12 protein-coding genes are annotated in these 21260 nt (G+C 56.9%); 4 read left to right on the top strand and 8 right to left on the bottom strand.

All coding sequences use genetic code 11. From position 1 onward, the window contains the following. The first annotated feature begins 43 nt into the window (after window positions 1-43). Window positions 44-1087, top strand: a complete 1044-nt coding sequence (locus tag HDG34_RS29715; RefSeq protein WP_184065127.1) for a hypothetical protein — start codon at window positions 44-46, stop codon at window positions 1085-1087. A gap of 78 nt (window positions 1088-1165) precedes the next feature. Continuing rightward, window positions 1166-2376, top strand: a protein-coding gene (locus HDG34_RS29710; protein WP_184065436.1) for an IS3 family transposase whose coding sequence is annotated in 2 segments (ribosomal slippage) — window positions 1166-1481 and window positions 1481-2376 — 1212 coding nt in all. Because the reading frame shifts where the segments join, the coding sequence is not laid out codon by codon here. A 345-nt stretch (window positions 2377-2721) separates the two neighbouring features. Here HDG34_RS29710 and HDG34_RS29705 read toward each other — a convergent pair. Continuing rightward, the gene (locus tag HDG34_RS29705) at window positions 2722-3615 is read right to left on the bottom strand and encodes a hypothetical protein (RefSeq protein ID WP_184065124.1); all 894 of its coding nucleotides are present in this window, start codon (window positions 3613-3615) and stop codon (window positions 2722-2724) included. 63 nt (window positions 3616-3678) lie between these two features. Then, the gene (locus HDG34_RS29700; protein ID WP_184065448.1) at window positions 3679-4077 is read right to left on the bottom strand and encodes a hypothetical protein; all 399 of its coding nucleotides are present in this window, start codon (window positions 4075-4077) and stop codon (window positions 3679-3681) included. Here HDG34_RS29700 and HDG34_RS29695 point away from each other — a divergent pair. After that, entirely contained in the window at window positions 4047-5189 is a 1143-nt protein-coding gene (locus HDG34_RS29695) for a HEPN-associated N-terminal domain-containing protein (RefSeq protein WP_184065121.1), read from the top strand. The genes HDG34_RS29700 and HDG34_RS29695 overlap by 31 nt on opposite strands. Before the next feature lie 144 nt (window positions 5190-5333). On the opposite strand, the gene HDG34_RS29690 is transcribed toward HDG34_RS29695, so the two are convergent. Genes HDG34_RS29690 through HDG34_RS29685 form a run of 3 tightly spaced genes read right to left on the bottom strand, consistent with a single transcriptional unit; the run spans window position 5334 to window position 11283 of the window. Further along, window positions 5334-6395, bottom strand: coding sequence for a DUF4365 domain-containing protein (locus HDG34_RS29690; protein WP_184065118.1), 1062 nt, complete (start codon window positions 6393-6395; stop codon window positions 5334-5336). A 26-nt stretch (window positions 6396-6421) separates the two neighbouring features. Beyond that, window positions 6422-7591, bottom strand: coding sequence for a hypothetical protein (locus HDG34_RS38720; protein WP_221309301.1), 1170 nt, complete (start codon window positions 7589-7591; stop codon window positions 6422-6424). After that, on the bottom strand, window positions 7588-11283 hold the full coding sequence (locus tag HDG34_RS29685; RefSeq protein WP_221309300.1) for a hypothetical protein: 3696 nt from the start codon (window positions 11281-11283) through the stop codon (window positions 7588-7590). The genes HDG34_RS38720 and HDG34_RS29685 overlap by 4 nt, the downstream gene beginning before the upstream one ends. A gap of 110 nt (window positions 11284-11393) precedes the next feature. Here HDG34_RS29685 and HDG34_RS29680 point away from each other — a divergent pair, with 110 nt between their 5' ends. Next, window positions 11394-15479, top strand: a complete 4086-nt coding sequence (locus tag HDG34_RS29680) for a helix-turn-helix domain-containing protein (RefSeq protein ID WP_184065115.1) — start codon at window positions 11394-11396, stop codon at window positions 15477-15479. A gap of 149 nt (window positions 15480-15628) precedes the next feature. Here the strand turns inward: HDG34_RS29680 and HDG34_RS29675 are convergent, their stop codons facing one another. The 3 genes from HDG34_RS29675 to HDG34_RS29665 form a co-directional block, all read right to left on the bottom strand. Continuing rightward, the gene (locus tag HDG34_RS29675) at window positions 15629-16942 is read right to left on the bottom strand and encodes a hypothetical protein (protein WP_184065111.1); all 1314 of its coding nucleotides are present in this window, start codon (window positions 16940-16942) and stop codon (window positions 15629-15631) included. A gap of 591 nt (window positions 16943-17533) precedes the next feature. Further along, window positions 17534-19075 (bottom strand): IS3 family transposase, encoded by a 1542-nt coding sequence (locus HDG34_RS29670; RefSeq protein ID WP_184065109.1) that lies wholly within the window; start codon window positions 19073-19075, stop codon window positions 17534-17536. Next, window positions 19020-19979 carry a hypothetical protein gene (locus HDG34_RS29665; RefSeq protein ID WP_184065106.1) on the bottom strand — a complete coding sequence of 320 codons (960 nt, stop codon included), beginning with the start codon at window positions 19977-19979 and terminating at the stop codon, window positions 19020-19022. Before HDG34_RS29665 ends, HDG34_RS29670 begins: the two co-directional genes overlap by 56 nt. Window positions 19980-21260: the final 1281 nt, after the last annotated feature.

The following is a 21260-nucleotide window of genomic DNA, read 5'->3' as shown; positions in this document are numbered from 1 at the left end:
GGGCGCGTGTAGGCGAAAACAAGACCAACCAACGAAGTAGGCTATGGGCGGAACAAACAGAGACAATTTCTCCGAGAAAACGAAGAGAGCCCTCGCGCAAAGAGCCAATTACCGCTGCTCCTACTGCGGCATAGCGACGTCGGGCCCGGGAGAGGACTCGCCGGCAGCCGTCGTCAGCATCGGCGTGGCAGCCCATATTCATGGTGCATCGCCGGGCGGAGCACGCTACCTCGAATCGATGACGCCGGAAGAGCGTTCGCACATCACAAATGGCATCTGGATGTGCGTGAATCATAGCGTCCTCATTGACCGCGATCGGGCAGCCTATCCACCTGATTTGCTGGCCAGAATGAAGGCAGACCACGAGCAGCGTGTATCTCGGGAGGTCAGCGGGCGCCTGACGCAAAACGGGCAGGGTGGCTTTGTGGCACTTGGTCCAGACCTTGTGTTCTCTGGCGAACTGACGGGCACGACGTCGCAGGAATGGCGCGTACGAATCGACCATTTTCTAATCGGTGACCTGCACGGGCTGGTCTCATTTATCGAGCGGTTCGAACGGCTAGACCCCTACGATCGGTACGTTCTGGTTAATGCGTTGGGTGACGGCCGGCAACTTGTGAAGGCCCCAGCCTGGGAAAAATCGGCTGAAGGGTGCATCGTGACTTGCCGCGTGAATCGAGCTTTCCCGCGCACGAATGCTCACTGTTTGCCCGCAGATATTGCGCTTGACGAGGCTCGCGACTGGTTCGCGGTGAATGGCGACATCGCCGTCGTCTCCGGGCTTGAGGCCCTGCCGCAAAAGATCTCCACCTGCCTGTCGACGATGCGCGGAGAGAGCCCGTATGATCCCACCTTCGGCTCGCGCATCGCGGCGTTTTTCGAGCAGCTCGAAGGAACGCCGTGGCTTCCGCGACTCATCATGCTCGAGGTTATCCGTTTGGCGTGTATCCCCTACCAGGACAAGACAATGGGCAGGGAGTACACCCCCATGCAAAGCGTAAGGCGAGTTCGGAATGTCGAGCAGCTGGAAGCGTCGGAGTCCGCCGATTGGCGTCGGTTCAGGGCTGCGTTTGGAGCGGCCCCCTGAAAGTCCGGACACAGTCTCCCACTTACAATAGCGGGTAGGCATACGACTGTGTTTTTGACTAACAACAAGCAAGAAGTGATGGAAGTTCTGTCTGGGCCGGAGCGTCGGCGGCGGTGGTCAGCGGATGAGAAGCTGGCGATGGTGCGGGAGAGTTTCGAGCCGGGCAAGACGGTCTCGATGGTGGCACGCCAGCACGGCGTGAATCCGAATCAATTGTTTCATTGGCGCAAGCTGTACCAGGACGGCAGCTTATCTGCGGTCAGCGCTGGCGAGGAAGTCGTGCCGGCCTCGGAGCTGAGCGACGCGCTCAAGCAGGTAAGGGAGCTTCAACGCCTGCTGGGCAAGAAAACGATGGAGGTGGAAATCCTGCGCGAAGCCGTGGAGTATGGCCGCGCAAAAAAATGGATTGCGCGCTCGCCATCATTGCCGGGGGACGAGCAGTGAAGCAGGTCTGTGACGTTCTCGGTGTAGCGCGTTCGAATGTTACGGCAAAGCGCACGCGGCCTGCTGATTGGCGGGACGCACGCACGGCCCGCAAGACCGATGATGCGAGCCTGGTCGAGGAAATTCGATTGTGCATTGCCGACTTGCCAAGCTACGGTTACCGGCGCGTATGGGGCCGGTTGCGAAGCGAGAGGGAATCGCAGGGCGCCGCTTCAGTCAATGCCAAGCGGGTGTATCGCGTGATGCGTGTTCACGGCCTGTTGCTGCAGCGCCAGGCGCTTCCGCCACGGCCTGAGCGGCGACATGACGGCAAGGTTGCTGTATCGAAGAGCAACCAGCGTTGGTGCTCCGACGGCTTCGAATTTCGTTGCGACAACGGCGAGCCGCTGCGCGTCACATTTGCGCTGGATTGCTGCGACCGTGAAGCGATGAGCTGGGCGGCAACGACCGGCGGCCATAGCGGCGACGTGGTGCGTGATGTCATGCTTGCAGCCGTCGAGAACCGCTTTGGAAATGCCCTGAAGGCGCCGGCCGAAATCGAATGGCTGACGGATAACGGCTCGGGCTACGCAGCGGACAAGACCCGCAGCTTCGCGACATCCATCGGATTGAAACCGTTGACGACGCCGGTGTGCAGCCCGCAAAGTAACGGCATGGCGGAAAGCTTCGTGAAGACGATGAAGCGTGACTACGTCGCCTTTATGCCGAAGCCCGACGCGGCAACGGCTGCACGCAATCTCGCCATTGCATTCGAGCACTACAACGAGAAGCATCCTCACAGCGCGTTGCAATATCGCTCGCCACGCGAGTTCCGACGCAGAACCGATTCATCAACCTTAGTGTGAGGCGGTGTCCGGAAGTACGGGGGCAAATCCAGCGTTAGACGTCGAAGGCGTTGGTCCTTGGCAATGCGACGTCCCGGTCTTCGTCCCACAGCGCGTCTCGGACTGATTGGTTTCCTGCAGCAATAACGGCTGGCATCGCGGCAGGGGGCGGAGGCCGTAAGGTCTAGTGTCAATTGACGGAACTGCCCAAACTGGAAGGGCGCGCGGCGGCCGCAGCATCCGAACGGCGTCGGACGGTGCCACTCATCTGCTTGGCCGGCTCGCCACTATTCACTCAAACTGAGCGCATGGGCTGCGTACGCTGCCACAATGCCGCGAAGCAGCTCAGGTTTGCCGTCCGACGGTTCAACTGGCCAATTTGCGTCGGCATAGGCGCAAAAACTGTTCGTAGACAGGAACGAACTGAGAGGCCTCTTCATTCAGGATGCGGGCGTCTTCGATCACCGAACTGGGGCGAGGGCCGGCCGCCCTCTGTGCATCCGAAAATACTGACAGGTACTCCATGCTGCCGATTGGCACCGTTTTTCCCGCCACATGCATGGCCATATTTTCGGCCGCCTTGTAGAAGCTCTTCAGTGCATCCTGCAATTCTGGGTCCAGAAACTCCTTCTCCGGTTGATTCCAGGTCTCGACGAAGTCCATGAGCGGCTTTATGGCCGCCTTGGGGAACGAAGCGCCGAAATCCTGCTCGCGGAGCAGGCGAACGGCTGGTTCGAAGGGAAACACCGATTGAAACTCCTGGAACAGGCGCTCGTCGTGAGTCGGTTTCTGCTCGGCCTCTCTGGGGCGGAGTTGCGGATAGTGCTGGAACAGTCTCGCCTCGTCTTTCGTCAGGTCCTGCCAAATGTCCGTCCAGAACAGTATGCTGACGCCAAATTTCCCAGCCGCTTCCCGTGCGGCACTAAGGTCCCGGACGGCGCCTTGAACCTTGCGGTCGGTATCTGCAGTGGTGGCAATGTACAGGTGCGTCAAAGCGGGCGTAAATGCCTCCGCTTTCTTGACTTCTTCAGCGATCACCTCTTCGGTGACGCCGGATACGCTGTTCTTGCACTGTAGCCCGACCAGCTTCCCATCATTGTCGTTGCCATAGACGTCAACGCCGTCCTGCATTTGGCCTTGCCGTCCATGGCGAGTGAAATTCGGGTTGTTCCAGCGATTCTTCGCTGAAGAGCACGTGATGGCTTCGAATTCATCCCACGATCGAGGCGGGGCCACTTTTAGGTCGGCGTATGTAGGCATGGTTGATTGCTGCGCGTTGAGTTGTTGACGGTAGGATGGCGATCAACCGCTTATCGCGAACCGTTACTGTCGGGTGCGGGTTGAATGCTCGGAAAAATGAGCGATAAGGATACGCATTTTCATCGACTTATGCGCGCTGAAATTCGGGCAAAATCGTGCGATCGTTGCGGTAGACCTGTTGGCTTGAGTATCGCCGGCACGTGGCTGTTTCAATCGAAACCTGTTCGGGCTCGTCGCGTTCTCGGAGCGGTAGCCGCTACCGCGTCGCGCGGCAAACCGGCGCTTTCTTAAGGCCGCGAACCCGATTGCGGCGCGCAGGTCACGAGCGCATCCGGCGGCACTGCAATGGTTTAAAATCCAGCGTATTCGCACGAGCGGCGCGTGACTCTTGCCCCCTTGCTTGTCTTTCAAAATCCTGGATTGGACGATCTGTGAGTTCGACTTGGCAAGTCTGCTCTTCATGCTTTGCAGATTCCGATTTGAGAAGCTGGATCCGCAGCGATAACGGCCCGAGAGGTTGCGATGCCTGTGGTGGGTATGACTCGCCCACGATGTCACTCGGCGAAATCTGCGAATTCATTGAAGGCGGCATTGAGAAATTCTGGGGCCTAGCCGCCGAACAGTTGCCGTACGAATCGGCAGAAGGTGGCTACCAAGGCCAAACGTGGGATACGGCAGAAATCGTTTTTGACGAAATCGGCCTTGAGCTCCCGCGCGATGAAAATGGCCGCTTGTACGACGCTATCGTTCATACGCTAACAGATGAGGTCTGGTGTGACTACGACTGGCTAACGCTCGACGACGACATCGCGCTGAAAACAAGCTGGGAAAGGTTCTGCGAAATAGTCAAACATCAACGCCGGTTCTTCTTTCACCGCCTTGGCGGCAACGACGAGGACAGGGATTCATATTCGTGCGGTTTTTTGCTGCGTGCCATCGCCCAGATGAGCGAACAGCTCGGGCTGATTCGGGAGTTGCCTGCGGGCACTTTGCTTTGGCGCGCGCGGCCCGACATCAAGCGAGGTAAAAGGGTCAACTGGCATGACTTCGGCCCCCCGCCGAAAGAATTCGCCAACCAAAGCAACCGCATGAATCCGGCGGGCATCCCTATGATGTACGTCGCGTCTTCCGCTGCCGGTGCAACGAAGGAAACGAGGTCTACGTCGTCACGGGTTGGCTGCTGGCGCACACTCAGGGCAATGCATATTCTCGACCTGCGCAATCTGCCGGCGATACCGGGAATATTCTCTGATGCGACGCGTCAGGAAACGCTTGGATTGAGTTTTTTGAACAGCTTTACGAAAGCCATCACGAGTCCGGTTGCCAGAGACGATCGGGTGCACGTCGAATACCTGCCGTCCCAGGTGGTGTCGGAGTTCCTGCGAGACTTCGAGTTTGAGGATGGCCAGCTGGACGGCGTTGCATATAACAGCGTCGTCGACCCGCGAACATGGAACATTGCGCTTTTCGTTGATGTTTCCGCTTTGCGAGGCGAAGAAGATCCGGTTCCCGAAAGTCCATGGTCGACGCCGCCCACGCCTTGGCTCCGGTTCGTGCGCGCGATCCGCACCTAGTCGCGACTTTCAGTAACAGATGCTACGTCCGCCTCTCCAAGGGAGCGCTGCTTGTCGGCCACGCCTCGCTCAAATATGCGAGTGCGAAAATGCTGCCGGGTTTTGGGCGCATCAATGGCACTTGCGTCGAGCGCCTGGGCGCCCTCAGATTTCGGTAGCTGACTGGTTAGGGTCTACGTACTCGAGAGCATCCAGTAACGCTGAAGGGCCACGGTTGGCGTATTGGTCCCAGAACCGGTCGGGTTGTCGATATTTTAATCCGGCATATTCAAACGGCGACGGATCTACAAACATCTCCGTTGAGCGATGCTTCGGATTAGCCTCCCGGAAGGCGCAGTAATATGCGACGCGAGGCTCGTTACGAAAGTACCGTAAGGGCAGATTCATCGACGAGATATGGGAGAAATGCTCATCGTACAAAACGGCTAGCGAATTTAGCCCAGATCGCGAATAGCTGTCACCTCTAAGCACCAACCGATCGATGGTCTGAGCGTTGATGCGATCACCGCATCGACGCACCATTGTGAAAAGCTGATTTGAAATATCGTACCCTTCTAGCGTGCCACGCATTCGGTCACCGAGCCGGATCGCCTCGTCGATCACTGAGTTGAGGCCGGCTGGTCCAAGTCCGCCCGCGCAGGAAGCCAGAGCATCTGCCAACAAGTTCACCATGGACGTATTCATTGTGGCTGCAGCGGCGTGCATTGCATCTGTAAGACTCAGCGCCAACTGAGACGCACCTTCCCACCGCGCGATTCGCTTCAGGTCGTCATTGAGCCCAGAGTCAACAGTCTGCGTCTCAGGCACCCATGCAATCCAGGAGTCCTGCTGGCATGAAAGAGGACTGACACCTGTCGCTTTTTGCATAAGGAGCCAGTCCTGTAGCCAGAGATACCATGCGCTCTTTGATGTCACATCGACACGAATCATCAGGAGCGGATAGCGACAGGCGTTGGCGTAATCGAGGTACTTCCGATCAATATTGAATTTTACCGCGCCATCGCGCCGCTCAACGTTGGCAGAAGACTTGATTTGAACCTTCAAAATATCCCCGCGAACCTCGGGTTCTGTCAACTCAAGTTCCGCGTCTACCCCGAAATCTTCGCCAAGTTCGCGTGCTAACCAGTGCGGATGCTCCTCAACATGAGCCAGTAGCCACTTATGCCCACGCGCGCCGATCTTCTGGGATTTTGCTCGTTCTGCCATTGTCGATAATCTTTTTCGAGTTCAGCTTAGCGAAATAGATCGGGGAGCTGGTAAAGAAGCTTCAGGGCATCGGGCCAACCGACTTCGGAGAAGAGTTGAAGAATTGCGATCAGACGTCCCCTTCGACCTTCGTCCTCGAAAATCGCGCGGTAGTCGGCGATGTAGCGCTGCACGATGCGGACGACTGCGGTACTGCCAAGGCTTTCGTAGTGGTAGCCTTCCTCTTCGCCGCGCCCGAGCAGTATGGCGTGGATCGCCTCGAACACGGTCACCGGGTTGCCTGGGATGAGAAACTCGTAAAGCTCAATCAAGTGGTGAAGCGTCGAAGGTTCGCGCGATCGTCCGAGCAGCGCAAGAATCGCAGGGTATTCACTGAGGAATCTCGACTTTGCGGCGGCATCGGGCAGTCCCACTGCGGTATCTTGATTATTTGCGTGTGCGCCGGAGCCAAAGTAGAGCTGATTCATGGCATGGTTAATGACCATCTCTGCTGCGCGATAATGCTGCTCTGCTTCCCGCTTGTCGTCCTCAGGGGCACCGGACGTCAGCGTCCTATAGGCTTCGGCGGCGGTCGTCGTGGCAGAGGCCAGGATAAGTGAGAGGCCTTCCTGCGCACGGTCGCACATCGCGCACGCATTTGCATGAGCCGCAGGCGCATAGCGGTCGAAAAATGCGCCGCGTAGCGACGACGTGAAGGCATCCAGCAGGTCGCGGTACCGTGCCGGATCGACGGACCATTCCTCAAGCCAGGTGCGCGTGAGCGTCCGTCCCTGCCCGGCGTAAAGCTGCGCCGTCCAGCCCCCGAGCGACTCCAGGATGTCGTTGCGCCCTGGATAGTCGCCGCCAAGGTCACCGTCGAGCCGGTCTTTCACCATGCCGAGCAATGCCTCGCAGCGCTCTGGTTCAGAGCGGCTAAGGCGCCGCAATGCGTTACTCAAAAACGTAGAGATTATCTCAGCGTCCGTTTCGGAGGTGACAATCTGTTCGGCCATCGCCCACATTCGCTCGGGCGCTGCCAGGAAGAGAACCTGAAGGTTCTGCGCCACTTGAAGACGCACGGCTGGTGCAGGATCAGCAAGGCAAGTCTGCAGCCGGTCGGCGATCGTCGGGTGCTCTACTGCAAAGCGCGACGCAAGGGACACCAAGGCTTCCGCTGCATAGACACGCACGTCCCAATTCCCCCAGTGGATGCTCATGCGTCGACCTCGCGCGATACGGGGAAGCGGCTAGATGACAGCCGTTCGAGGAGCGCAAACATGGTTGGAAGATCTGGCAAGCCCTCTTCGCCGGGGGCATAGTTCGGGCTCGACGCGATTCGCTCGACCGCATTGGCGACATGGCCGATACTTGAGCGTTGCACCTGATCATGCAGGCCTGGATTCGAGTCAACTAGTGCAAGGAATGCCACGGTGGCACTCCACAGCGTGGCGAGGTCAGTTGTGGGACTGTCCGAAGGGGTATGGCTGACGTGAGCATTGAGGGCGTCTGATGCGTCCAACACTTCGCCGTTAGGGCCGCTATCTATATCGATACCGTTGCGTCGCAATTCGGAGCGCACGAAAATGCCGTGATCGCCCAAATCGCGGGTATAGAGATGGTCTGGCTCATTCGGTACCAGAAGTCTCTCTGCGTCGAGCGCGCGGCGCAGCACTCGCGTCCCTTCGAGTTCGAGGGTGTTTTCTGGAACAAGCGCGAGAATGCGGCTAAGGCTGTAACGCCACCGGCGTCGGTCATGTTCATCGACAAGGCGTGTCTCATCGAGAATCATGGTTTCGAACCGGACGCGAGCCTCATGCGTCCGCGAGGGCCACGCGGCAGCAACGAAGCGAGCCGCTGCGTGTATCGTAGAACCGTTCTCGAAGAAATCGGGTTGTTCGACCAGTGGCCAAAGGAGATCGTCGCATTCCCCGACGCGCTCAGCGCCGACTCCAAGAATCCGTGACCAGACCGAGGCGGTCGCATAGTCGCGCGACGCCGACGTCACGCTGCTTCTGAAGGCGGCGATATCACCGCCGCGTAAGAATCGGACGTATTGATATAGCAGGTCGTCATCGTGGTTTCGCCCGTTGTCCTCCTCCTCGTACCAGGCATTCAGTTCAGTGTCGTGACCGCGCATTTCGATAGTCACGGACCCGAGACTGACCAGGGTGGGTTCGTGATTACGGCCATATCTGCTGCTCGCAGCCTTGCCTATGAGCGCCTCGATAAGCGCGCGTGTGCCATGCGCGGGCGAGATTGCCAGAACATCACCCATCGCTATGCCAAGGTGCCAGCGACAGTGCTCGTAATCCTGCTTCCGGTTGGACGAGAGTGGCATGATCCGGCTCCGGTAGCCACCGATCCAGGAGGTCGAGTCATCATCAATCGTCTGGCTGTAAAGGGCGGCATAGATCTGGACCGTGAAGTCGGGATCGACGCGCGTAATCGGCAGGATCTGCTCAGCGAGCCATGAAGCCTCGCAATCTGCGTACTGCGAGAAGTGGGGCTCGCGGAGGATGCGATCGAGTAGGGTACGCGAAGTGGCAGGATCAGAAGCGAAGCTCTTGCCAACGAAGCGAATCGCGTTGGTGCTAATGGCGGTCAGCGACGGGGAAGTCGACCAGGCAAATTCAAGCAGCGCGCGCGCCGCTCGACCGTAGACTTCAAGTAAAGCGGCGTCCGAGAGGTCACCATGTTGAAACAAGGTGATCAGCAGCACGCGCGCTGGATCGACCAATCTATTTTCACCTGTCGCCAGGAGTGCGTCGGCGAGTCGGGCCCAGGCGATAGCCCGCGGTGTAGAAACAGGGCGCGTGCTCTCGATCTCCATCGCCGCGAAGCGTGCAAGCCGTCCAGTCAGTGCCACTAGCGCGGGGTCGGCCGGTGAGGCTGTAATGCGCTCCGTGAGTCCCGAGATATCTCGGTCTTGTTCAATGTTTTCGACTGCGATCCGAAGCGCGACGTTGCCGAGGACCGGGTCAACTGTGCTCTCGGAGAAAATGCCGGTGATCAGTTGCCAGCTGAGCGTTCGGTTTTCATCGTCAAAGCGCCAGCGTCGCTCGATGGCGAAGCGCAGTGCCGGTGCGAGTAGCAGGGCAGTCGAGGTGTCACCTGAGAGTTGGGCCACTAACGCATTGGGATGGTCCCAATCCAGACGGAAACGGCCTGTCACATGATCGAACAAGACATGATGCGCGAAGCTCACCAGATCGCCAGATTCTGCGAGAACACCCGTCTGGATCACAGCGTCAAGAGCTGAGTGTCCAATCGTGACCTTGCGCACGGACAGGCGGCGCCGCTGCGCCATCACCGCTGCTGTGGCTGCCGCAGCCTGCTGCAGGAGTGTCGTGTTGAGGCGGGCGTCCTCATAGACGTCTATCAGTCCAGACTGCGTTCGAATAGCGCTGAACGCTGCCGGGTCGGCCCCCTGGTCCAGCAACTGTGCCGCGAGCGACAGGTTAAAGACATTGCGAAGCAGTTCGGCGAGGCGAGGTGGCGCCGATGCAAGCAGTGCGCCCAATTCCGACGACGACGCTCCTACCACCGCAAGATCAGTTTCGGTCAAGCGTGGAACGAGAAAGTGACGTACCGTTTGAAGGCCAGCATCGGCAAAGTTGTGATCCGCCGGCGTTCCCGCAAACACATCGCGGAATCTGCGCCCATTTTTCAGATCAAATGTGCGGATCGACGCGACGACAATCCAGTCGTTGGCAAGACGTTCGCGCGCGTCCTCAATCAGCGTAGCGAACACAGCCTCTGAAGTCCCTCCTCGCGCCGCATCAAGCGCGTCGATGATCAGGATCTTGCGTCCGGCGCCAGGCATGGCCGCCAGAGTCTCGACCACCGAATGGGTGAGCCCGAGTTCCGAAACGAGATTGGCTGCAATTGCAACGCCGGGAAAACGATCGACCGACAGGAAGACGACAGTGTCTCCAGCGGCTGCCATTGTCGCGGCAGCGTGGACAAGCGCGCCGGTTTTTCCCGCGCCAGGCTCGCCGACGACAAGGAGTGAGCCCTCTCGAATAGCATCAACCAACGGCGCATCGCTTTCGCGCGCGATTGGAACGCCATGCCCGAGCGGCAGGTGGCCGTGGACCGCGAGACGCGCGAGCTCGCTACGGGTCGCGGCGCCCAGTCTTGCAATATCCGCGTCGAAATCTGGCGAGCTGACATCCTGATGTCCTCGACTGCGCAGCGCCTGCAGCAGCCCGGCACGATCTGCAGGCGCACCACTGCTGATTAGGCTGCGCATGATCGCCTTGAGGTCACGAAGTGGGGCATCCCCAGCCGCTTCACGGCCAAACAGGCCGCGACCAAGCAACCTGGAGGCTTCGCGCCAGTCGCTGTCACCTTCGTCCATCGTGAAGCGTGCGACATGGAAGACGCGCGCCAGTGTGGCCAGATCGTGCTCGGTGGGTGCGGCGCGGCGATGGTCGGTCCAGGCCGGGATGGCTATCGTCTCCAGTGCATTAAGCGCGTTGCGCTCCGCCTGGTTACGTTGAGCGCGTGTCACCGACCAGGTCCCGCCAAGATCGAACGCTCGACAACCAGACTCGAGGTTGTCGAGCGTTCGCGGAGCACCTGCACTCACCGCGAGCAAGGCAACGTTGCGATTGCGATCTAGGGGCGCACCTACCATCGTTGCGTCGGCAACCCAGCGCACCAGTTGCCGGATCGTTTTCGCTAATGGCGAATCCGGGGCTGTAGCAAGATTTGCAGTCGTCTTGCATTGGACTTGAAGCGTTCCGCCGTCCGACTGCGACACGTCAATATCGTCGAGTCCCTCACCCGTCTCAAGGCGGATAGCGACGGGAACCGCTTCGTTGTTGATGCCGAACCGGCCGCCGACGGGCATCCGCACGAGGATATGGACAGCAAACCAGGTCGCGACCGCCGCCTGGAAGGCCATGCCATCCTCGGTTGCGCGTCCCCCAGCTCTCATCGGAGTGGGCGGCGCGGAAGAAGCCGGGCCAGTTGTCATCGCAGCGCTCCATTACAGGGTGTCGTGCATTTGCGTGCTTGAAATATAACACATTTAATGAGTATGATATTCTGGAACACATTTTGTGGGTGAGAAAAATGGTCTGGGTGGATTTTGGTCGCCGTCTGACCGCCGCGCGGCAAGCGGCGGGCATTGCAAACCAGGCCGAACTGGCTGCATTGCTGAGCGTTCGACAGCAGACTGTCAGTCGATGGGAGCAGGGTCTCTCGCGACCGAGGGCGGCGCAGATACCGGATATCGCGACAGCGTTGCGATGTGACCTGGGCGAGCTTCTTCTCGCAGCGGGCTATGTACCAGCGTCCGCCCCACAAGCGACGTTCGATCAACCGTGGCCGATTGATGCGCTGAGCCCGAGTTCATTCGAGCGTTTCTGCGCGTACTTCCTGGGTGCCATTTATAGCGACGCCGACGTACATCGCTATGGAGATCAGGGGCATAAGCAGGAAGGGCTGGATATCGAGGCCGTGTTCCCAGACGGGCGAATTTTCACGTTTCAGTGCAAACGCCACACGGCGTTCGGTCCAAAGAAGATCGATGACGCCGTCAAAGCGCATACGAGGGAAGCAGCGCATAAGGTCATATTGCTGAGCAGCGTCGCGAGTACGCAGGCTCGCGACGCCATCAGGCAACATGCGGGTTGGGAGCTCTGGGACCGGGAGGACATCTCGCGGTTGATAAGACAGGGATTACCCACAGTCAAACAGCGACACCTGGTCGATGTGTTTTTTTCCGGACAGCGTCGCGCACTGATTGGGGAACTCGAACCGTCACCTTGGTATACCCCGGATGCTTTTTTTGGGGCCGCGTCACAGATCAGTCGCGCTTTTTCGCATTCCTGGAATCTTGTCGGAAGGCAGGCGGAGCTTGATGAGTTGTCTCGCTTTGCAAACGACAGCGACCTGCCAGTGGCATTACTGGTTGCAAGCGGAGGCTCCGGAAAATCTCGTTTGCTAAAGGCGTTGGCGGACAGGATCAAGGAGGCTCGCCTGCCGCTGGACGTCTATTTTTTGTCCCATGATGCGCTTACTACTCGGAGTCTCGAGGAACTAGGTACAGAGCCGAAACTGCTCGTCTGCGATGACGCACACGACCGTGATGATCTGGGGATGCTTTTTGATTACGTCGCCGATCCGTCAAGGCAGGCGCGTCTGATTGTGTCAACGCGGCACTACGGGCTTGAACGCATCAGGCGTATGGCACGTGCACTATCGGGAAATGAGATGTGCTGTGTCTATTTGTCGAGGATGTCTCAAACCGACACTGAGGCGCTTGCCCGGCAGGCACTCAACCGATTCGGAGGGCCTGAATATCACGCTGTGCGATTGGCCACGCTCACCCGTGATTGCCCGTTAGCTACCGTGATCGGCGCAGAGGTACTATCCACGAGTAAAGCACTTCCGCCAGAATTTCTGTTTAGCGAAGAGAATTTCCGCGGTGAACTGCTCAGCCGTCTGGTTCAAAGCATCGTGGAGGGCGTTAGTAGCGGCCTGAATGCGAACGCGGTGCGTGTGACGCTCGCTGCAATTTCGCTACTCCAGCCAATCAAGGGTGAAGATTCGGCGTTAATAGACGCGCTTGCGAACATCGCTGGTCTTAAGTCCCATGAGATCGCCCATATAACCCGTCGGCTCGCGGATGCGGGCGTCTTGTTCGAAAGAGGATTTTCAAAGCGGATCGCTCCAGACCTGCTCGCCGATTTCATTACGGAAGAAGAATGTATATCTTCGGCAGGTCAGTCCACGGGATTTGCCGAAAGTGTGTTCGACGCGGTACCTGCCCCATACGTTGAACACATTCTTTCGAACCTCGGTCGCCTTGACTGGATCAAGTCAAACGGGGACACCCGTCAGAGTAGGTTGCTGGATGCTCTTTGGGAGCGGGTATTTGCCAACTGTGACGATAACCCTGCCTACTTGCGAGCGGCGGCAGCCGTTGCCTTCTACCAGCCAAATCAGGCATTGGAGTTTGCAGTTCGACTGATCCGTTCGGGCAAAGAGCGGGAGAGCGCAGCAAAGATCATCCGCAATGCCGCTTATAACTATGAATCTTTGCCAAAGGCATGCCAGTTACTATGGGACCTAGGCCGGCACGATAGAGGTGTGCTGGGTCGGAACCCATCTCATCCGATCCGTATTCTTGCCGAACTCGCATCTCCGGAACCCTACAAGCCCATCACATACATCGAGCGCGTAGTCGATTTCGCGTTGACACTGATCCCGATGGATAGTAGCTGGGAGTCTCCGTATACACCGCTTGACATCTTGGGTAGCGCTCTGGCGACGGAGGGGCACACAACGTCGTCGACTCATCGCGAAGTCCGTTTGAAAGCATTTCTGGTATCCGGGGAGAAAATAACCTCGATCCGGAAAAAGATCGTTAGCGCTTGCATCGACTTGCTCTTCGATCCAAGAACATCGCGCGGCTACCGTGCTGCTGGTTTGCTGGAAAGCGCACTTCGCTTCCCGATGGGGATGTTCAATGTGGCTGTCTCAACTGAAGGACGGGACCAATGGACCAGCGAGTTCTGCTGGACATTGAAGGAGATCAATAACCACCTTGGGCAGCGCGAGGTTTCACCAGTCGTCTTTAATCGGCTGGCTCACGCAGTTTCGTGGCACGCGAAGTATTTCGATGGCGCAACGACGCCGTTGGCGAAAGAGGTGTTGGCGAGGGGGAACGATAATCTCCGCTCTCGAACCATCAATCTTCTCATGGGCGGATGGGGGCGAATTATTGGCGAGGCGGGCGACGAGTATTCTCTGGACAACCGTGAGAAAGTCCTGAGCCAACTTACGGCTGAGATTCTTGAAACCTTTCCTGAGCCGCGCGAACTGCGTTCTTTCCTTGAAGATCGTCTTCGGGAGATTATAGATGCGGGGGACGATTCGGCGAACGCACCTCTCGGGCTCTTGAGTCACATCATCGCAGCGTCTGTCGGATTTGCAAGAGTCGTCATAGAGGACGCGCGTGTCAACGAGAATTCACTTGTCGGCCGGTTCGCTGGTATCGCACTCGCAAAGTTACTCCACGACGATGCGACATACGCTGAAGCAGCTGTGCTGTCGTACCTTGAGTCTGGCGACGAATCCGGCATATGGATTCTGGCCGAAGCCTATAACCGGTACCGTCCACGCGACGGATATACAGAAACCGATGTCCGGGCACTTAGAGAGATAGTCGGATCCGAATCGAAACCTGTTCTGTTACAAGGCGCGCAGACTATCGGCACGGTCGCGTCAGTTGATCAGGTATTTGCGCTGGAACTGCTCACGGCCGCAAATATGTCCGCAGATCCCGAGGTCGCGGATAACTATCTGATGTGGTTGTGCAATACGCGTGTTATTTCGTTTGAGGACGTGACGGGACAGCAGTTCGAGGTACTCCTCCAAAGACTTGTTCAACTGGATAATTTGGAGGGTTATTGGGTTCAGGAGTTTTTGGGGAAGGCCATCCGACGCCATACCCAATTGATGATAGATTTTTTTAAGCTTCGGGTGGAACGGGTCCTGGAGGGCAGTGATTGGCACTATCGGCCTATTCCATATGGCGCGTTCAGGCACGGAACGTTCGGTTTTATGGATCTGCCGAAGTCAAGATTCTGGCTAAGCTATCTGTTTGACTGGGCACGCGAGCGATCAGACGACGTCCTTTTCAGATATCAATTCTCGTACCTGATTGAAGGACTTTGTGCGCCGTTTGGCTCCGAATTTTTTTCCTATCTTGAGACATTCATCGATTCCGGTAAATTGGGCGATTTTGAACTGGCGATGACGATCCTCCGCGAAACGGCTCACTCGTTTGTCTTCGAGCAAGAGGCGTTCGTTATTCGATTTCTTCGTAAGGCAAATTCGTTCGGCATTGAGCTACAGGAACGTGCGACAAATGCCCTATATGCGAGTGCAACGGGCGGTATTCGAAGCGGGGTTCCCGGTAGACCGTTTGCTCGCGATCTGGCGCTGCGAGATGCGGCTGAGGCCGTTTTATCGAGAATAGGTCGCTTCGAACCAGCATATGAGTTGTATGAAGCTTTGCTGCGAGATGCGAATGCGGATATCGAGCGAGAACGAAAAATTGGTCAGGCAATGGACGAGGAAGATGAGTGAAGTCGGCGCCCTGAAGAGAGTGAATTCTTAGTACTCTCGCTATGCTCAAGGACGCGGGGCTCACTCCTTGGGCGGCGTGCCGCCCAGGCTTTTATGATTAGTCTTTCGGTTAATGAATGACATGGAGCGATATTGGGTTGGACGTGACCCTAGTCCCCTTCGCTTGGTTTCATGTCCGTCAGGAGGATATCCTTTACCATCCAGAACAGATTTTTGAATCGATGGAAGTGCACCGCATCAAGTGCTGGCACAATATCTTTAGCAAATTCCATCTTGCCCCCAACGATTTCTCGCGTTTCAGACAGATCGCTTCGCCTGACTTCAACGAGGGGATTTCCATTTTTCTTGACTCGAATCTCTAAATCCGGAAAGTTAAATACTAATCCTTTTCCAGACAAATTTTTCAAGCTCAGGACTTCGTCCTCGAAGAGAAATTCGATAGAAAGATTGAGAAGATCCGAGTATTTTTCTCGACCGCCTGACGATGGCAATAAAAGGGCCGCGGCACGCCCGCTTTGCGATATTTTTCCCGGCCTGTATTGAGGTTGAGGCCTGTTGCAGAAGTATGCCGGTAGTTTGTTGTAGGCATCGATACCCTCCTTATCGTGATCGAAAAGGGCCAACGCAGCATAAGTACTATCTTGTCTGATACTCGAAATTAGGCGAGAAAGTGTTTGAGCCCCCCCGGCGCCGCCCGCTGCACCACCGATCACATCACACTCCTTAATTAGGAATGGTCTTTTTTCGTTCGGAAATAGTTTCGAATATGCAATATCCAAAATCATCCGATCCGTTTTACCTTCCACGTACACAACTGGCGTTGTTGCGCGACGTGCTACACTTTGAAGTGCAACTAGTTCTTTCTGATGCGCTTGCAGCAGCGCCGATTCCGAAGTCGGCTCCCCCTTAAGCGCTTCTTCAGTTAGAAAATGTTGAGCACGAATCTGCGGATCATATTCTGATTCCAGATCCCAACGTCCACAAATAGCATCCCACAACTGATGCCATCGATACTTCCGCGTCAACATGAGAATATGACTGGGAATGTGAAACAACTCCCATGACATCATGCCCATAATTCGTGGAATATCGTCCGCGCGTTTATACTCCATGATTATGTCAAGAAAATCTAGGATTAAAACTCGTCCGATGTCAGTCGCCCATAACTCTATGCCATAGGTTTCTTCTTCGAAAGTCTCATCAACTATCGAAAACAAACCAGACGGTATTTGCGGGTCGGTAGCTTCTCTGAGTATGCGAATAACGGCTTGCAAACCAACCAAATCAGCTTGCGGGGAAAGCAATTTCAAAACTTTATTTTTTAGGATTTTTATAAGTCGCTCGGAATCCCATTCTCCCAGATACAGCTTCTCTTGAAAAACTTCGACCTCAGTAAAGTGGGGAGGAACGTAATAGGAATCGGTAGTCTCGCTAAATGCCGTTGGTTCTGAGCTGTCTTTCATAGTGCTCTCGTTATTTAAAAGGAATTTGAACAGCATCTTAAAGCGAGCGATGCATCATAGTTTGGTCGGCAATTTCCCGCATGATCAGAGTCTTCTCGCGTTTCGCCTAACAGACGCGCATGTTTACACAAAGACGCTCGTGATACTAGACGGCAACCCCAACAATCGAGGTTCTTTATCGGACACTCGTACCCCGGACCGGGTGACGGGTTACGTGGGCTCATTCATTTCGCTGTTTTTTTCGCTTTGTGGCGTCGGCGCGCGGGCAATGATTCGGTTGCATGGCCGCTGATCATGAAGGCTGACCAGGATGAGTGTCATTTTCGCGTTCGCACCGGTACTGGAAAAAATAGCATCTGCAGTGACCGACGACATACGTTCGAGTGATCCACAATTTCTGTGGATAAGGCTGTGGATTGGCGTTCTTCGACGGCAAATTGAGTGCCGCAACGAGAGCCGTATTGATTGGAGCTTGATACGTTTAGCGTATGAAGACGTTCCAGATAAAGAAATATACAGAACACTCCCAAGGTCTGTTGATTTCCACCGAATACTGACCCGGTGGGGGTGCGGCTAAATACTTGGACTGGTTTATGCTGCGATTCCCAAGCTCTCCCGGTATTCGAGCGGGCTGAGAGCGCCTAGCGAGACCTTGATCCGCTTCGCGTTATACCAGCGTATGTAGGAGTGAAGTACCTCAATGAATTGCTCGACGGTCGTAGTCCGCCAATCACGGGAATGGAACCACTCCGTTTTGAGCCGCCCGAAGAAGCCTTCGCAGGCCGCGTTATCGGGTGAGCATCCTTTGCGTGACATCGAGCGAACTAGTTTGGCATCACGTATGCGTGCGAGCCATCCAGGCCAGCGATAGTGCGCCCCGCGATCAGAGTGGACCACAGGCCGTTTATTACTGTTGGCTACCGTCTTGATGCCCTCATCAAGCATGGTATTTACAAGTTCGGCATCCGGCCGCGTGCCGATTGTCCAGCTCACCACCAGTCCATCGAAGCAGTCGATCAACGGAGACAGATACACCTTGCCGGCCGGGATCTGGAATTCGGTAATATCGGTGAGCCACTTCTCGTTCGGGGCTCCTGCGCGGAAGTCACGATTGATGATGTTCTCCGGCGCAGGGCTTATTTCTCCGCCGTAGGAGCGGTAGCGACGTCGTCTTGCTGTGGCAGCGGTCAGCCCATCCTGCCTCATCAAACGTCGCACCACTTTCTCCGAGATAACGACCTTCTGCCTGCCCAGTGCAGCGCGTATCCGGCGATAGCCATAACACCGGTGATTGACTTCAAAGATGTCTGCGATGACTCGGCGAGCGCCAGCATACTTGTCGGCCACGAGCAGACGCGCACGATGATAGAAGTAGGAACTGCGAGCTAGCCCCAATACGGCTAAAAGCTCTGACAACGTGTAGGTGTTTTTTAGGGCATCAACCAGCATCGTCTTCTCCCGGTTGCTCAGGAGTTGCGGGACGATGCCCATTCCTTTTTTTATCAGTTCGTTCGCCTTCTTCAGGATGTCGTGCTCGAGCTGCAGTTGCCGGACGTCGCGTCGAAGCGATTCGACCTGCTGTTCCAGTTTCGCACGCTCACTGTCAGGCGCTGGCTTCTTCTGGCGTTTCATGGATGCTGGGGCTTCACGACCGAGTAGCTGGTTCTTCCAATTGTAAAGCGTCGGCCTGCTCACGCCTGCTTTCTGCGCAAGCAGGCGCGCGCTTTCCTCTCTGGTGCACAGTTCGATGACTGCCGCCTGCTTCACCGCCGGCGATTTCGGAATGCTGCCAGTTGCTCTGCCGACAATGCGTTTTCCGATTTCGGGATGCAGTTCTTCGATCCAGGCGGCGAGCGTCCCGCGACTGGGATATCCCAACGCCCTCAAGGTTGCAGCAGCACAACGGCCCTGGCCTAAGTAATGATCGACGGCCACCTTCTTCCGTTCGGCCGAATATACCGGCCTGGAACGAACATAGCCGGTCCGCAAATCATGACATCGCTCGTATTCGAGATGCCACGATTTCAGAGAATTCTTGGTCGGATAACCCAGCTGTCGGATGGTCGCCCCGACGCGCTTACCCAACTTCAAATAAAGCCGGACCGCTCGCATGCGGTCTTCGTACGAGTACATGAACTACCTCCAGGTAGTCCAAGTTTTCGTCCGCAGCTCCGAGCGGCCAAGCTTCCAAGGGTAGTACCTGCTGACTCCGCCTGTCTCGCGGCGCTGCAACGGCCGCCTTGGCGCGCTCAATATCGCGGCTGAGCCAATCGGGTAGCACAACCTCGAGGATAGATGCATACAAGGCGGTCGCCGCAAGCCATGCGCGTGCTCCTGTGCATCGGGCCGCTTCCTCCCAGCGATAGCGAAGATTGTCCGCGAGGTTCGATTCGAGTCCAAGGTCATCGAAGGGCACCGGCTCGGGCGTAGTCGGTGCGAGAATAGTCGCCGGCGGCTGGAGGCCGAGGCGTGGCACGATCTCACGTGCGTAATGGCGACGTCCATCGGCGGTCAGCGTCAATCGGAAGGGCCAGTTCATCAAGTCTTCGTCTTCGCGTCGAACCAATCCTTTTGCGATCAGTTCATTGACCATCGCCTCAGACGCCGTCTCATTCGGATGCCGCAGGTAGATTGATAGCGTCGTGTCCGTCAACCCAGAACCAGTCGGCAGATCGAGCTCCTCGCCGCCGCTCGCAATCAGAGCGATGGCCAAGTCTTCTGCCGACGCGACTTGCGTTGAAAGAGTAGGGTGGCGTCGTCCCCTTTCCTGCCAGCGGGCTTCCCGTGCGATCTTGCCGGTGTGGGTTGCTCCCCAGTACTCGCGCACATCACCACCGAATCCACTCCTTCGAAGAACGAGGCCTTCGCGCTCCAGGCGGGTGAGTTCCTCACCAAGTTCAGGTTCGGAAAAGGTCCAGGTCGCCTCAACGCCGCGGATGGCTTCGAGCGCATACCAGGAATTGATGTTCCCTGCGTTGAACACTTCGTGCTCGAATACGGCGTCGCGGATTTCGGTTTTGATGGTTATCGCGGTCATTTGTCGTCTGCACGTCGCGTGGCGGGCGTGTTGTGGATTCAGCACGGTAGGCGGATTTTGCCATACCGCCGTGCTTGTGAGCCTGGGGCCAACAACGTCCAGGAGTCAGGCGGCTGTCGTTGTATAAAAACTGCGTAGCATTTCGTCTACGCCGCACCCCAGCAGGAGCGGAAGAATCCCACGAGTCTGGTGCTGCTGGGAGACGGCAACGGCAAACCGGAAGGCGTCGCTTGCTTGGCCCCGGCGCAGTCAATTCCCGACGGAAGCGTCCGTGCTAGAGGTCAGAAAGGGACCGTGCCTTTAACGCGGACGTCAAAAAGCAATCGGCAGTCACGTGATCTGGCAGATACAGATATGGTGTCGCAACGCAAAGTTCGCGTTCGCTCACGGCTGAGTGCAGCAAACAGAGACTCTGCCGAAGATGCAAGCGAGGCGAGATCTGCTAGCAACTTATCGGAGATTTCGTTGCAGTGATTCTGCGGTTGAAATTTCCTCAAAAATAAATCGAAGCAGGGTCGATTTCGATGATATACATCCCATGTCACACGTCGGCCGCGCGCAAAGCCACCGACGTTGGGGCCGCCTCTTCCGACTGAAGAGCTTCGGTGGTGACCGCTGGCGGGGACGGGTGGAACGGTGGCGCGCCAGGGATATCCGACCACGGGGGATGGGCTGAGATAACGGACGCGCTGGCGAAGCTAGATGCGCGGGACCCGAAATAGTCTGGCGGAGGCGTCGCATCAAGCGATGCCGGAAGGCACCTTGCACTCGCTGCAGAGGGCCGAAGGCTATTCCTGCTATCCTCGATCGAGGATATCTACGCTATACCCTAAGGAAGCATATGTTTGCTAAAGCATATGCTCAATCTTCGGGGGAGATGTTCCTGCGCGCATTTGATGTTTTGCTGACCAGGGGAGGTGTTGTGGAATCAAGCGTTCCCGAGCTGATGCTGGGGCCAGCTGCGTGCCTGCCTGGTAAGCGGGGCTGCAACGCCGAGCGATGACACCGGTTGTTCGCGGAGCGAGCAGTACGTGCCCGCCAACACCTGTCGCGCTTCGCTCATTGCAGTAGATCGGCCGACCACGTCCGCTTTGTGCGTTCAGATGAGCAACCGTGGCCGCCCTTCCTTCTCCGTCACGGACGATACTAGGCGTTCCTTGCGAATTGGGTCCCCGATGTGGATGTCTACAGCCAATGATGCTGCTCATTCACCTTGGGATGGGTTACTTCCGCCGCACGGACGGCCGCAAGGCATGGCTTGCTGATCCATCTCTTCATCGG

This window comes from Paraburkholderia sp. HC6.4b (assembly GCF_014200875.1).
In the GTDB taxonomy this organism is placed as follows: domain Bacteria; phylum Pseudomonadota; class Gammaproteobacteria; order Burkholderiales; family Burkholderiaceae; genus Paraburkholderia; species Paraburkholderia tuberum.
This window is presented reverse-complemented; position numbering and strand designations above follow the sequence as displayed.